Raw genomic sequence first — 13,805 nt, forward strand, 5'->3', positions numbered from 1 at the left:
ACTGGTTCGCGGTGTCCTCGTCCGGTTTTGTCACGAGCGACAGCGTACGGTGACTGTGTTCGCTTCCCGGTGAAGGCCACGGTTGACGCGCTGAGCCGGGTCGCACCCGCGTACGGTGGAGCTATGAGCAATCCCCCGTTCGGCTTCGGACCGCCCGATCCCGACAAGCGAGGCGACAACGACCCCTCGAACCCGGGCCAGCCCGGCGGAGCCGAGGCGTTCAACCAGCTCGGGCAGATGCTGAGCCAGCTGGGCCAGATGCTGAGCCAGGCGGGCTCGTCGAGCGGGCCGGTCAACTACGACCTGGCGAAGCAGATCGCACTCCAGAACCTGAGCGGACGGGACGACGCCAAGATCGGCTTCACGTCCGAGGGCGGCGACTCCGCCACTGCCGTGCGCGACGCCGCGCACCTGGCGGAACTGTGGCTCGACGCGGCGACGATCCTCCCCGCGGGCGCGACCTCGACGGTGTCGTGGTCCGCGCGCACCTGGGTCGAGAAGACGTTGCCGACCTGGCAGCGACTGTGCGATCCGGTGGCGCAGCAGGTGTCCGGCGCGTGGATGCAGGCGCTGCCCGAGGAAGCCAAGCAGGCAGCGGGTCCGTTGCTGTCGATGATGGGCCAGATGGGCGGCATGGCGTTCGGCTCCCAACTCGGCAACGCACTGGCGCAGCTCGCGCAGGAAGTGCTCACCTCGACCGAGGTCGGCCTGCCGCTCGGCGAGGCGACCACGTCGGCCTTGCTCCCGGCGAACATCGAGAAGTTCACTGAGGGTCTCGAGCTGCCCGCCAGCGAGGTGCTGGTGTTCCTGGCCGCGCGCGAGGCCGCGCACCAGCGCCTGTTCGCACACGTCCCGTGGCTGCGGCAGCGCCTGCTGGCGACGGTCGAGGAGTTCGCCCGCGGGATCACCGTCGACACCTCCGCGCTCGAATCGCTCGCCGGAAGCATCGACCCGGCGAACCCGGCGAGCATCGAGGAAGCGATGTCGTCGGGTCTGCTGGAACCGCAAACCACGCCCGAGCAGCAGGCGGCCCTGAAGCGCCTGGAAACCCTGCTGGCCCTGGTGGAAGGCTGGGTGGACGTAGTGGTGGCCGAGGCCATCGGCGACCGTCTCCCCGGCGCGGAGGCCCTGCGCGAAACGCTGCGCCGCCGCCGCGCGACCGGCGGCCCCGCCGAGCAGACTTTCGCGACCCTGGTGGGCCTCGAACTGCGCCCGCGCCGGATGCGTGCCGCGTCGTCCCTGTGGAAGCTCGTCGGAGACCGCCACGGCCTCGAAAAACGCGACGGCCTCTGGTCCCACCCCGACCTCATGCCGACCGCCGACGACCTGGACGAGCCCCTGGACTTCGCCGACCGGATGTCCGAACCAGCAGCTCTCGCGGCTGACCTGGACCCGATCGCGGAGCTGGAGCGCACGGAGAAGGCCGAGCGGGAGGCCCGCGAGACTTCCGGTTCCGATGCCGGGTCTGCCTCAGGCTCAGGCTCAGGCTCCGGCTCCGCCGGCAGGGGTGAAGAGTCTCCGAAGGACGAGGGGAAGAAGGACGACGAGGGGAACTCGTCGTCCTGAGGCTTCCTAGCCGCCTTACCTAGCAGCACTGCCGTTGAACGCGGACCGTCTCACCTGGTTGAGGCGGTCCGCGCGGCGTTTGTACCGCCGGTGTTCCGCGCTGGCCGCAACCTCTGCCTCGTGTTGCAGATTCCGCCACGCCGCCTAGTCGGATTCCGCCACGCCATCTCGCCACCGGTTCCGCCACCCCGTCTGGTCGCGCCTTCCCCCACCTCGCCACCGGTTCCGCCACGCCATCTGGCCGCGCCTCCCCACCCCGCCACCGGTTTCTTCACGCCGTCTGGTCGCGGGTCCTGCCACTCCGCCTCGCCACGGGTTCCGCCGCGCTGTCTCGCCGCGTGTTCCGCTGCCCGGTCCGGTCACGCGTTCTGCCACACCGTCAAGCACGCGATCCTCAGCCGCAGCCCAGCCGCCCCCCGCCCTCCAAGACCCAGCCACGCCTGACCATCGCCTCAGTCCTCCTCTGAAATCCCCCACCCGGCCGCCGCCGAAAGCCCCTCCAGATACCCGATCGCCCGTTCCGTCTTCGGATACCGGTTGACCAGCTCCCAGAACGCCGGGTCATGCCCCGGCTCCCGCAGGTGCGCCAGCTCGTGGACCAGCACGTAATCCAGCACCCATTGCGGCACCCGCTGGAGCCGGTCGCTGACCCGGATGGTGGCGTCCACCGGCGTGCACGACGCCCATCTGGTGCGCATCGGCGGCACCCACCGGACGCTGGCCGGCAATGCCTTCCCGTCCAGGTACTTCGCCCCGAGCAGCGCGCAGCGCGCCAGCAGCGCCGCATCCGACGCCTTGGGCGGCGTCGCCTTCCGTCCTCCCGAGCGCAGCAACCTGCGCTCCATCTCCGCGACCCAGTGTTTCTCTTCTTCGCGCGTCATCCGTGCCGGGATCTGGACGACCAGGGTGTCGTCATTCCAGTACGCAGTGACCGTCCGGTGCCGGCGCTGGCTGCGCCGCACCTCGACCTTGTGTTGAGAAGTGTCCGACGGGGCGTTCTCGCCCCTGCCTCTCAGGGAGGGCATCCGTGCTTCGACCACTCGACAACGGTAAGGCTCAGCACCGACAACTTGGAGCGCCGAAAGGTCACAGCCCTGACTTGTCCACAACAAGATTTCCCTGTGGACAACTCAGCTTCTCACCCACGAGTGGCGTTTCGGAGCTGCCAAGCTGACCGCATGACCCTGTCCAGTGTTCCGCCGCCGGACGTGCTCCTTCCGGCGTATCCGACGTTGCTTCCGGGCATCCACGTGCTCGAACGCGACGACAACGAGATCCAGTTCGGCCTCGACCGCCGCTACGGCATCATCGCCAACGGCCTGCCCCCGGCGATCGTCGACAGCGTCCGCAGGCTCGACGGACGGCGTGGGCTCGAGGACGTCCTGCTCGCTGTAGGCGAACACCGGGATCAGTTCCATCTGCTGCTGAAACAGCTGACCGCGCTCGGTCTGGTCACCGAAGCGGCGAAGAAGAACGTGAAACGGGTCGAAACCGGCTTGTGGTCGCTGCGTGCCCGGCACTATCAGCCAGCGCTCACGGATCGTCGCTGGCAGAGCCTCATCGCGGTCCACGGCAGCGGGCGGATCGCCGTGGCAGTCGCCGCGCTGCTCGCGACGTCCGGAGTCGGGCACCTCGACATCCGCGCGTCCGGCACGGTCGCCGAAGCCGATCTCGGCTCCGGGTTCACGACCGCTGAGCTGGGCCAGCCCAGGCAACGCGCGATCCGGAACGTCGTCGCCCGGATCTCGCCCGATGTCACCACCGCCCGCAACCAGCGCCGCCTCCCCGACCTCGTGATGCTCACCGACACCCTTGTCCCGCCGCCGGAGGAGGTGGCCGAACTGGCCGACTCGGCCACCACGCACCTGCCGGTCCGGGTTTGCGAGGGCACGGGCATCGTCGGGCCGCTCGTGGTGCCTGGCCGCAGCGCCTGCCTCCGCTGCTGCGACCTGCACCGGACGGATGCGGATCCGTCGTGGCCGAGGGTCGCGACGCAGCTGGTAGGCCGGGTGCCCAGGACTGATCTCGGTGCGGTGCACGCATGCGCGTCGCTCGCCGTCGCCCAAGCGATGCGGCTGCTCTCGCCGAGCGAAACCCCGCCACCGGCTTGGAACGCCACGCTCGAGATCGACAGCTTCGACGGAAAGCTCCACCGCCGCAGCTGGGAGCCGCACCCGGACTGCGGCTGCGGAGCGCCTGTTCCCGTCGAAGACGCTCCCGAAGCGGTGGAAAGGCCTTCCGAGGAGGTGCTGCAAGAGACGTAGGCCACACCTGGGTGCCGTCAGCGGGCTGCGGGCGTCGTGCTCGTCAAGGCAGAATCGCAGAGTGACCGACTTTCGCGACCGCACCGGAGACCGCGATTCCGCCATGCCGCGCCGCGGCGCTGCCCGTACCGCGAAGCTGGCGAGCCTTCCGCTCGGCATCGCCGGACGAGCGGTGGGCGGCTGGGGCAAGCGGCTGGCGGGGCAGAGCGCTGAGCAGGTGAGTGCAACGCTCTCGGCCAAGGCCGCTGAGCAGCTGTTCGAGGTGCTGGGCACGCTCAAGGGCGGCGCGATGAAGTTCGGGCAGGCACTGAGCGTGTTCGAGGCCGCGGTGCCGGACGACATGGCGCAGCCGTACCGGGAAGCGCTCACGAAGCTGCAGTCAGCTGCTCCGCCGATGCCGGCCAGGCAGACCCACCGCGTGCTCGCCGAGCAGCTGGGCCGGTCGTGGGTCGGACGGTTCGCGCACTTCGACGACGAGCCCGCCGCCGCGGCGAGCATCGGCCAGGTGCATCGCGCGACCTGGCACGACGGTCGCGAGGTCGCGGTCAAGGTCCAGTACCCGGGTGCGGACGAGGCGCTGCGCAGCGACCTGCGCCAGCTTCAGCGCTTCAGCAGGCTGTTCCAGGCTTTCGTCCCGGGCACCGACGTGAAACCGCTGCTCACGGAGCTGGCCGAGCGGATGGACGAGGAACTCGACTACCTCGCCGAAGCCGACAACCAGCGCGCGTTCGCGAAGGCGTTCGAAGGCGATCCCGAGTTCCTGATCCCGCGCGTCGTGGCGAGCGCGCCGAAGGTCGTGGTCAGCGAGTGGGCCACTGGCACGCCGCTGGCCAAGATCATCTCGGACGGCGACCCGGCCACCCGCAACCTGGCTGGGCGACTGCTCGCGGAGTTCCACTACTCGTCGCCGGCGCGCGCGCATCTGCTGCACTCCGACCCGCACCCCGGCAACTTCATGCTCACCAGCGACGGCAGGCTGTGCGTGATCGACTTCGGCGGCGTCGCGAAGCTGCCGCACGGAATTCCGCGTCATCTGGGCGAAATCACGCGACTCGCCCTGGACGGCCATTCCGACGAGCTGATGCGGCTGCTGCGCGAGAACCGTTTCGTCCGAGCGGACTCGTCCCTGGAAGCGGACGAAGTCCTGGCCTACCTCGCGCCGTTCACCGAGCCGCTGGCCGAGCCGACGTTCCACTTCACACGCCGCTGGATGCAACGACAGGCAGGGCGTGTCGGCGATTCGCGCAGCAACGACTTCCACGTCGGCCGCTCCCTGAACCTGCCGCCGGAGTACCTGATGATCCACCGGGTCACCGCGGGCTCGACGGGCATCCTGTGCCAGCTCGACGCCGAGATCCCCGCTCGCGGCATCGTGGAACGGTGGCAGCCCGGGTTCGCGGCCTGAGTTATCCACAAGACGGGGCGACCACACCGAGTTGTCCACAGATTGCGCAGGGTGGTTTCGCACAGTTGATCAAGGCGTCATTCTCGATGTATGACGACTACGACAAGCACTGACTCGCTCGCTTTCGGTGATCTCGTTTCCCACGGCGTACTCCACAGACGGCACCTGCGAGTCGCAGGAATTTCCGACCGAAGAGCCGCACAGCTCTCCGGCCCGGGCGGACCGTGGCGACAGGTCTACTCCGGCGTGTATCTCGTGCACGACAAACCCCCGAGCCGAGAAGAACTCCTGCACGCAGCCGTCGCCCGGTACGGACGCGGAACCATCATCACCGGCACGGATGCGTTGTGCGCACACGGAATCAGCCATCCGCGGACTCCGGAGATCCACCTTTTGGTGCCACACAACCGAAGGCCGTCCAACGAACCGAGCGTCATCACCTACCGCACCGCCCGGATGCCCAAGGCGATCCAGATCGACGGCCTGCCCTACACGAGCGCCGCCCGCGCCGCCCTCGACCTGGCCCGGCGCGAAAACGATCCGGACGAGATCGCAAGACTGGTCTCGCTGCCGCTGTATTGGGGCCTGGCCGACCGCGCCGAACTGACGACCGAACTGAACACCGGAAACCAGCGCGGTTCAGCCGCGGTACGCACTGTCCTGCGCAACCTCGACGACCAAGAAACCTTCGCGCACGGGCAAGCACTCCGGGTCCTCCAACGAACCCCGCTGCCCACCCCGCAATGGAACGTCGCGGTCTGCGACCGCCGCGGCCGCCGGCTCGGTACCGCCGACGCTTGGTGGGACGAGATCGGCCTTGCATGGCGCTACCGCACCGCAGCGGGCCCGGAAGACTTCAGCCACCTGGCGTTGGCCGCGACCGGCACCGTGCTGTTTCGGTGCACCCCACGCCAACTCCGGGAATCACCGGAGGAGATGAGCACAGAACTCCTCAACGCCTACCGCCACGCGACGCGCACGCCCCGTCCCAAAGTGCGCGCCGTCTACAAGACAGGAAATGCCGCATGACGCGAACTTGATGGAGATGCTTCTCCGAGCGGAACTCGGCTGGCACTAGTGCTCAATGCATCCGGACGGCCTCTGGCATGGCCGTGAGGTGCGGTTGAACCGTGCGCGTCCGTGGTTCGCCACCGTAGTTGACCAACTGCGGCGAGGTGCGTCGACGAAATCCGCCGCGAATTCCGTCTCGGCTCCTAGCAGTGGTCGTGTTTCTCCTTGGCCTGTCCGCAGTGTTCCCATAGCCGTTGTGGCGATCGGAGTCAGTCGCTGGCGTGGGCGGTGTTGTCCAGCCAGTGCTGGACGAGGGCGGTGTCGCCTTCGACGGTGACGCCGGCGGAAGCGCGGTCGGCGAGAGGGAGTCGTCGGGTCAAGAGCAACAGCAGTGATCGCGCCGGGCCGGTCACCGTCACGCCCGCCTCGCGGGTGACGGGCTGCCAGGCCGCCCCATCCGGACGCCGTTCGGCGAACCACGCGCCCGCGCCGTCGGCGACGTCGGTGGCGAGCCACTGCAGGGTCTGCCCGGTGCCCCGGAGGGCGTGTGCGGATGCGGGCCGCTGCATCTGCCAGGTGGGCGAGGTGAGCATGGTGAGGTGGTTGGTGATGAGTGCAGCGGCGATGTCGGCGTCGATGTCGGCTGGCCGGTCCGCGGCTTTGGCGGCGTCGAAACCGTGGACGACCGCCTCGTTGAGCATGCTGGACATCCAGAACTGCGTCCCCGATCTGGTGTCCCCCGAGGCGTTGAAGACCGGCGCGTCCAGCGCGTCGGGAGAACACGCGCTGGCGACTCGCTGTGCGGACTCCGACAGCCAGTCCTGCCAGTCACGGGAGTCGGCAGGCGGCGTGGCCATCTCGGTGGGCAATCGGGTGGGGTCGGTGATGCGCCGCTCGATGATCTCCGCGACCCAGTGCTGGGTCTGCCCGACGTGCGCGACCAGGTCAGAGACGCTCCACTTCGGGGCTGTCGGCACGGCGGCGCCGGGTCCGGCCGCGGCGGCCGCTTCCGCGAGGCGCCGGGTGTGCTCGACGATCGCGCGCCGGGTGCGTTCCGAGTCCAGCTCAGTCATGGGAGGTCCTTTGCGATAGCCGGTGATAGTTCCCTAGGCCCCCTGCGGGCGCCTTCGACTACGCGTCGAACGACGGTGACGGGAATCGACACGACTCGCAGAACTTTCCGAGTTTCAAGCTGACCGCGTCTTGGAGCGTCCCGGTGCCGTGGTCCGGAACACTCATCGCATCTGGTCGCGGGCCGGTCACCAGTACTCGTCGGGCAGCTTGCCTTCGATGTCCCGGACGTGGTTGCGCGCGCAGTCCGGGCAGAGCCAGCGCTGGTGGCCGTTTTCCTTGGTGCTCACCCAGGCCAGGGTCGCGAGCGGGTCGGTTTCGGTGGCACGTGCGCGGCCGCACCGTGAGCACGTGGGGTCGGGCGCGGTCATGGTCGGCGTCCGTGGTGCACGGTGCGGGCGCCGAGCAGGAAGAGGTCGCGGCGGTTGCCGAGGTAGTGGGCGCTGTCCGGGTCGAGCAAGGCAGCTAGCGTCGCGCGGTCTTCGTCCGACAGGTGGTCGGCACCGTGCGTTGCGAGACGGGAAAGGTGGTGGTGCACGTAGTCGGCGAGACCGTCCGGGCCAGGTGCGGGGTGGTCCACCAATGCGCTGAACGAGCTGACGTCGGCGAGTCCGGCGCGTTCGAGCGCGAGTGGCCAGCCGTAGGGCATCGGCACGGTTCCGTCGATGCCCGCGCGCATCCCGACGAACCATTCGGCCTGCGCGGCCTGCAACCGGTCCTCTAGACCGGGCCGTCCGAGTCCTAGATCCCAAGGGAGGCAAGAAAAAGACAACCCGCCCTCAGCCAGCGCGACGACGCCGCCAGTCCGCGCGACCGCGGTAAGCGAGCTGATCGCGGCCTGCTGATCCGGAAGGTGATGCACGACGCGTGATGCCCATACGAGATCCGCGGCGGGTAGCAAGTCGGGCAGGGAACCATCGGCTAGGTCGGCGACTACCGCGCGAACCTCGACTGTTTGCGCGATGCCATCAGTTGTCGGGGTGATGCCTTCGGCTGTTCGGGCGGTGCCGTCGGCAGCCCGGGCGTCGTCCTCGACTGCTGCGCGATTGCCGCCCGGTGGCTCGGCGCGGCTCTCGGGCGCGCGACCGTTGTGCGTCTGCGGTGAGCCGTCCGCACGGTTGGCCTGCGCGACATTGGCGGCGGCTCGTACGGCGCGTTCGGCCTCGCGGAGCAGTTCGGGGGTCGCGTCGACCAGGATGATCGTGCCGCCGGATTGAGCGGCCAGGGCTTGGGCGAAGTGGGTGCTCATCCCGCCTGCTCCGCAGCCAAGGTCGATCACCGTGGGGTTCGCCGGGAGCTTCGCCACCAAACGGGCGGCGATGGCGGAGTGGGCAGGAGCGTCGAAGGTATCGGCTGCGTGGAGGAGAACCAGCCGGTCAGCCCAGTCGATGTGGTCGTGCGTATGTCCGGACACGGACTCATTGAACACCTGTCCGCGGTTTCCGCACGAGAACGAGCCTGGACTGTCCCCCGACGGACCTTCCAGGCTCGTTTCAGCGAAGGGATCGGACGGAACCGGTCGCCTGATCACCCAGCGACTGGGTGATCAGGCGGCAAGAACCTGCGCCGGATCAACGTCCGGACGAACCGGTTCCCGCAGGCCAGGACTGGAGGCAATCCTGGCCTGCGGGGCACCTGGCTTCCGGAACAAAGCGGCCGGTCAGGGCAAGCAGCGGGGCCGAGACCCGGCGCCTGCCTGACCAAGGCCGTACCGCATTAGTTGGGTGGTTGGTACCGCTCCGCTCGGCTGGCCGCCCAGCGGGCTACCCGTGACCAGCGGCGCGCGGCTCGCGCCTGGCGCCACGGGCGTTGGGCTTCGTGTTCGGTTATCAGGTCGCGTATTCGCGCTCGGGACAGTTCTTCGTGAAGCAACATCTTCGTGGTCTCCTGAGACTTGTTCTGCTTGGGTTTCGGCTGAACGCGGACCGGTTTTCCGGTGCGGGCCTCGAAATCGCGCGTGGTGATGAGGTTGACGGTCATGCGGCTGCGCTCCGGGCTGCTGCGGCGGGTTCGAGGGCGGCGTTCTTGCGCGGACGGCCGCGGGGCCGCTTGCGCGCGATCACCGCACCGCGCTCGAAGATCTCCCCTCCCCAGACACCCCACGGCTCACGCCGGGCGAGTGCACCCGCGAGGCAGGCCTCGCGGACCGGGCAGCCGGCGCAGAACGCCTTGGCCCGCTCGAGTTCCGCGGGCGACTCGGCGAACCAGAGGTCCGCGTCGCGCGAGCGGCAGGGGAGTTCCGGCTCGGCGACCCCGTCGAGCAGGTCGCCGATGTCGAACCCTTCGGCTAAGGGGCCCTCGGCGAGGGCGATGGCGGATGACATTTCCGTGCTCCTTTGCGATGCGGTGGTGGTGTGGCGGTGGGCGATCGAACTGGACAACTTGTTCCTTCTTGTTGTGCAGCCAAAAAAACACGAAGGCCGCGGATCCGGTTACCGGTTCCGCGGCCTTCGTGAGCCTTGAGTCCTGACGTCAGGTCAGGAACTTCGCTCCCGTATCGACAACGGAACACGGAACTGCTTGATGGTCGGCAGATCGACATCAACCTGCGGGTACGCGGCAACAACGGCGGCGCTCGCGAGAGTGATGCCGGCCGGGGCCCCGTTGCGCTCGATGCGACGCAATCCGTCGATGTGACGACGCGTTCCGTCGATGTGCGCGAACGTGGACACACCGGTGCCCTGGCGCGGGGCGTCAACGGTCATGCAGAGAGACAGACCGGTGCCAGGGTTCGTTTGCATCAGATTGCTGATCATTTCACCGGCACCGCCTTTCTCTGTCGGACTGCGCCGCTCGAGGCGGCAGCCGTCGTGTTCATCCCCAGACCGGGCTCTCGCCCGGGTGCCTACGCAGGTTATGCGCCCCGGCGCAACCGGGGCAACTTATTTTCCCAAATCTCTGCCGAAAAGCCGAAGATCGCCTCCGAGCTGCAGGTTCGCCGCATCGATCACCGCGAAGACGCGGTCAAGATCGCATCGACGACCGGACCACGTCGAGCACCTCGGCGCCGAACCGCTCCAGCTTCGTCGCGCCGATCCCGGAGATCGACACCAGCGCGCCGTCGTCGGTCGGCCGTTGCTCGGCGATCGCCATCAGCGTCGCGTCAGTGAACACGACGAACGCCGGGACCTTCAACTCCCGCGAACGCTCCCCGCGCCACGTCTTCAGCTTCTCCAGCAGATCCTCGTCCACTGTGGACGGGCACTTCCCGCACCGGCCCAGCTTGACCTCCATGGTCTGCACCAGCGGACCGCCGCACAGCCGGCAGCGGGCGACGTTCGACCCCGGCTTCGCCGCCTGCTGCGATCGGGCGATGCGCGCCGCCGGGTGGTCCTCCGGGATCAGCCCGTACAGGAACCGCGAGCGGCGCCGGTTGCGTCCCCTGCCCTGCCCGCGCGACAGCGACCACGACAGCGACAGGTGCTCCCTGGCCCGCGTGACGCCGACGTAGAACAGCCGCCGTTCCTCTTCGATCGCGGCGTCGTCGCCGTCCGCGTGCAAGATCGGCATCGTGCCCTCGGACAGGCCGACGAGGAACACCGCGTCCCACTCGAGCCCCTTCGCGGCGTGCAGCGACGCGAGCGTGACGCCTTCAACGGTCGGCGGGTGCTGCGCCGCCGCGCGCTGCTCGAGCTCCGCGACGAAGCGCGGCAGATCCGCGTCCTCGACCGCCGCCGCCAGTTCCTCGGCCAGCTCGACCAGCGCGAGCAGTGCGTCCCACCGCTCCTTCGCCGCTCCGCCGGACGGCGGCTGTTCGGTGAGCCCGACCCGCGCGAGCACCGAGCGCACCGCCGTGACCAGCTCCAACGAGGTCGGTTCCATCGACGCCGTGCGCAGCGCCGCCATCGCCTGCCGCACCTCGGTGCGCTGGAAGAACCGCTCGCCGCCGCGGACCAGGTACGGGATCCCGGCTTCGGTGAGCGCCTGCTCGTACGCCTCCGACTGCGCGTTCACCCGGAACAGGACCGCGATCTCGCTCGCCGGCACGTCCGCGTCGAGCAGTTCGCGGACCCGCCGCGCGACCGCGCCGGCCTCGGCGGCCTCGTCCTCGTACTCGGCGAACCGCGGATCCGGCCCCTCCGGACGCTGCCCGACGAGCTTCAGCCGCGACCCGGCCGGGCGTCCGCGCGCGGCGCCGATCACGCGGTTCGCCAGCGCGACGACCTGCGGTGTGGACCGGTAGTCGCGTTCGAGGCGCACGACCGTCGCCTCCGGGAACCGCCGCGTGAACTCCAGCAGCGACTTCGGCGAGGCGCCGCCGAAGGAGTAGATGGTCTGGTTGGCGTCACCGACGACGGTGAGGTCGTCGCGGCCGCCGAGCCACGCGTCGAGCAGCCGCTGCTGCAACGGCGTGACGTCCTGGTACTCGTCGACCACGAAGCAGCGGTACCGGTCGCGGAACTCGGCCGCGACCGCCTCGTGCCTTTCCAGCACGGCGGTGGTCTGCAGGAGCAGGTCGTCGAAGTCGAGGACCTGCGCGTTCGTCTTCAGCTCCTCGTACCAGCGGTAGACCTCGGCAACCTGTGCGACCGGCGCGGGAGTGTCGCGCTGCGTCCGCGCGGCGACCGAGGGGTAGTCGTCCGGCGAGACCAGCGACGCTTTGCTCCACTCGATCTCGCTCGCCAGGTCGCGCAGCACCTCGGTCTCGGTGCTCAGCCGGACGCGCTGGGCGGCCTGTGCGACGAGCCGGAACTTGTTGTCGATCAGGTCCCACGGCCGGTCGCCGACGACCCGCGGCCAGAAGTAGCGGAGCTGACGGCGGGCGGCGGCGTGGAAGGTCAGCGCCTGCGCCGCGTCGACCCCGAGGCCGCGCAGCCGGGTGCGCATCTCCCCCGCGGCGCGCGTCGTGAAGGTGACTGCCAGTACCTGCCCGGCCGCGACGTGGCCCGATTGGACCAGGTGGGCGATGCGGTGCGTGATCGTCCGGGTCTTTCCGGTGCCCGCGCCCGCGAGGACGCACACCGGGCCGCGGGGGGCCGCCGCGGCGGCGCGCTGCTCGGGATCAAGCCCGTCGAGCAGGCTCGCGCGGCTCTGCCGGCTCTGGGGAGACGATGCGATGGCCACCCCGCGATCCTCGCAGAGGGGGCCGACGGATTCCCGGCCGGGCACGCGGCCGTATCCTGGTCATATGGCGGGCAAGCAGGACAAGGAAGCGGCCAAGCAGGCCAAGCGGGAAAAGCGCGCTGCGAGCAAGGCCCGGCGCGGGCAGCTGTTCGAGGCGTTCAAGATGCAGCGCCGCGAAGACCCGATGCTCATCCCCTGGATGGTCGGTTCGATCGTGGTCGTCGCCGGCGTGCTGTTCGGCATCGGGTTCCTCTTCGACATCCAGTGGACGCTGCTGCCGCTGGGCATCGTGCTCGGCATCCTGCTCGCCGTGATCATCTTCGGCAGGCGCGTGCAGCGCACGGTCTACGGGAAGGCCGACGGCCAGCCCGGCGCTGGGGCCTGGGCCCTGGAGAACATGCGCGGCAAGTGGAAGGTCACGCCGACCGTCGCCGCGACGACCCAGCTCGACGCCGTCCACCGCGTGCTCGGCCACCCCGGCGTGATCCTCGTGGCCGAAGGCGCGCCACACCGGGTGAAGAGCCTGCTCGCGCAGGAGAAGAAGCGCGTGTCGCGGCTGGTCGGCGACACTCCGATCTACGACGTGACGATCGGGCACGAGGACAAGCAGGTCCCGCTCAAGAAGCTGCAGTCGCACCTGACGAAGCTGCCGCGCAACCTCAAGCCGGCCCAGATCGACGCCCTCGAAGCGAAGCTGGCCGCCCTCGGCTCGCGCGGCGCGGCGATGCCGAAGGGCCCGATGCCCGCGGGCGCGAAGATGCGGAACGTGCAGCGCACCATCCGCCGTCGCTGACGCTTGCTTACCGAGAACCCCCGGTCCGCCACGGCCGGGGGTTCTTCGCATTCGGGGAAGCGGACTTCAGCGCATCCGGATGACGACGGTGTTGGTGGCGCGGTCGAGCCAGTTGCGGCCGTCGGCGTTGCGCACCAGCGGCGGGAGCAGCAGCGCCGTGAGCACCATCCGCACCAGCGCACGCCACGCGCCGACCATCGTCGCCCCGTCCAGGCGCGCCACCCGGATGCCGAGGGCCGCCATGCCGGGGGTGAAGCCGAAGAACGTGACCGGAATGACCGTGATGACCGCCCAGACCGCGCCCGCCCAGAGGTTGAACGTCTGCATCGCGGCGGCGTTCTGCAGGTCATAGCGCACGAACAGGGCCGTGATCAGGGAGGCGAGCACCAGGTCGAGCACGAGCGCGAGGAAGCGCGGGCCGCCGCTCGCCACCGCGCCGACGCCCGATTCGGGCAGGCCCATCGACTCGCCGCGCCACTTCGGGGCCTCGCGCGGGCCCGCCGCGGTGGAGCCGTCGCCCGTGCCCGGCAGCCATTCACCCGTCCATCTCGCCACCCGTCCAGGGTATGCCGGTGGCGCGGACCACATCCGGCCTGGTCGACTGGGCAGTGACGGCGGCCCGTTAACACCG

Annotated in this window: 13 protein-coding genes; 5 read left to right on the forward strand and 8 right to left on the reverse strand. The window is 69.5% G+C overall.

The annotated features are described in order from the left end of the window. Positions 1–123 precede the first annotated feature (123 nt). Positions 124–1,566, forward strand: a complete 1,443-nt coding sequence (locus H4281_RS36090) for a zinc-dependent metalloprotease (protein ID WP_182895337.1) — start codon at positions 124–126, stop codon at positions 1,564–1,566. Positions 1,567–2,018: 452 nt separating this feature from the next. Here H4281_RS36090 and H4281_RS36095 read toward each other — a convergent pair whose 3' ends face one another. After that, a complete protein-coding gene (locus H4281_RS36095) occupies positions 2,019–2,528 on the reverse strand; it encodes a M48 metallopeptidase family protein (RefSeq protein WP_237598137.1) in 510 nt (169 codons plus the stop codon). A gap of 216 nt (positions 2,529–2,744) precedes the next feature. On the opposite strand from H4281_RS36095, the gene H4281_RS36100 reads away from it, so the two are divergent. The 3 genes from H4281_RS36100 (at position 2,745) to H4281_RS36110 (ending at position 6,264) form a co-directional block, all read left to right on the forward strand. Continuing rightward, positions 2,745–3,830, forward strand: a complete 1,086-nt coding sequence (locus tag H4281_RS36100) for a ThiF family adenylyltransferase (RefSeq protein WP_182895338.1) — start codon at positions 2,745–2,747, stop codon at positions 3,828–3,830. Between the two features lie 103 nt (positions 3,831–3,933). Then, positions 3,934–5,235 carry an ABC1 kinase family protein gene (locus H4281_RS36105; protein ID WP_220508372.1) on the forward strand — a complete coding sequence of 434 codons (1,302 nt, stop codon included), beginning with the start codon at positions 3,934–3,936 and terminating at the stop codon, positions 5,233–5,235. A gap of 255 nt (positions 5,236–5,490) precedes the next feature. After that, positions 5,491–6,264: a type IV toxin-antitoxin system AbiEi family antitoxin gene (locus H4281_RS36110; RefSeq protein ID WP_446680395.1), complete on the forward strand. Its 774-nt coding sequence runs from the start codon at positions 5,491–5,493 to the stop codon at positions 6,262–6,264. 251 nt (positions 6,265–6,515) lie between these two features. Here H4281_RS36110 and H4281_RS36115 read toward each other — a convergent pair whose 3' ends face one another. From H4281_RS36115 to H4281_RS36140, 6 genes are all read right to left on the reverse strand, one after another. Continuing rightward, on the reverse strand, positions 6,516–7,319 hold the full coding sequence (locus H4281_RS36115; protein WP_182895341.1) for a maleylpyruvate isomerase family mycothiol-dependent enzyme: 804 nt from the start codon (positions 7,317–7,319) through the stop codon (positions 6,516–6,518). Between the two features lie 186 nt (positions 7,320–7,505). Further along, positions 7,506–7,688, reverse strand: a complete 183-nt coding sequence (locus tag H4281_RS36120; RefSeq protein ID WP_182895342.1) for a hypothetical protein — start codon at positions 7,686–7,688, stop codon at positions 7,506–7,508. Beyond that, entirely contained in the window at positions 7,685–8,731 is a 1,047-nt protein-coding gene (locus tag H4281_RS36125) for a class I SAM-dependent methyltransferase (protein ID WP_182895343.1), read from the reverse strand. The genes H4281_RS36120 and H4281_RS36125 overlap by 4 nt, the downstream gene beginning before the upstream one ends. A gap of 562 nt (positions 8,732–9,293) precedes the next feature. After that, positions 9,294–9,641 (reverse strand): WhiB family transcriptional regulator, encoded by a 348-nt coding sequence (locus tag H4281_RS36130; RefSeq protein ID WP_067592977.1) that lies wholly within the window; start codon positions 9,639–9,641, stop codon positions 9,294–9,296. Between the two features lie 153 nt (positions 9,642–9,794). Further along, positions 9,795–10,073, reverse strand: coding sequence for a hypothetical protein (locus H4281_RS36135; RefSeq protein ID WP_182895344.1), 279 nt, complete (start codon positions 10,071–10,073; stop codon positions 9,795–9,797). Between the two features lie 208 nt (positions 10,074–10,281). Then, positions 10,282–12,381, reverse strand: a complete 2,100-nt coding sequence (locus H4281_RS36140; protein WP_182895345.1) for an ATP-dependent DNA helicase UvrD2 — start codon at positions 12,379–12,381, stop codon at positions 10,282–10,284. Between the two features lie 64 nt (positions 12,382–12,445). Here H4281_RS36140 and H4281_RS36145 point away from each other — a divergent pair, with 64 nt between their 5' ends. Then, positions 12,446–13,174 (forward strand): DUF4191 domain-containing protein, encoded by a 729-nt coding sequence (locus H4281_RS36145; protein WP_182895346.1) that lies wholly within the window; start codon positions 12,446–12,448, stop codon positions 13,172–13,174. A 66-nt stretch (positions 13,175–13,240) separates the two neighbouring features. On the opposite strand, the gene H4281_RS36150 is transcribed toward H4281_RS36145, so the two are convergent. Then, the gene (locus tag H4281_RS36150) at positions 13,241–13,729 is read right to left on the reverse strand and encodes an RDD family protein (protein ID WP_182895347.1); all 489 of its coding nucleotides are present in this window, start codon (positions 13,727–13,729) and stop codon (positions 13,241–13,243) included. Positions 13,730–13,805 lie beyond the last annotated feature (76 nt).

The organism is Amycolatopsis dendrobii (genome assembly GCF_014145675.1).
GTDB classification, from domain to species: Bacteria; Actinomycetota; Actinomycetes; order Mycobacteriales; family Pseudonocardiaceae; genus Amycolatopsis; species Amycolatopsis dendrobii.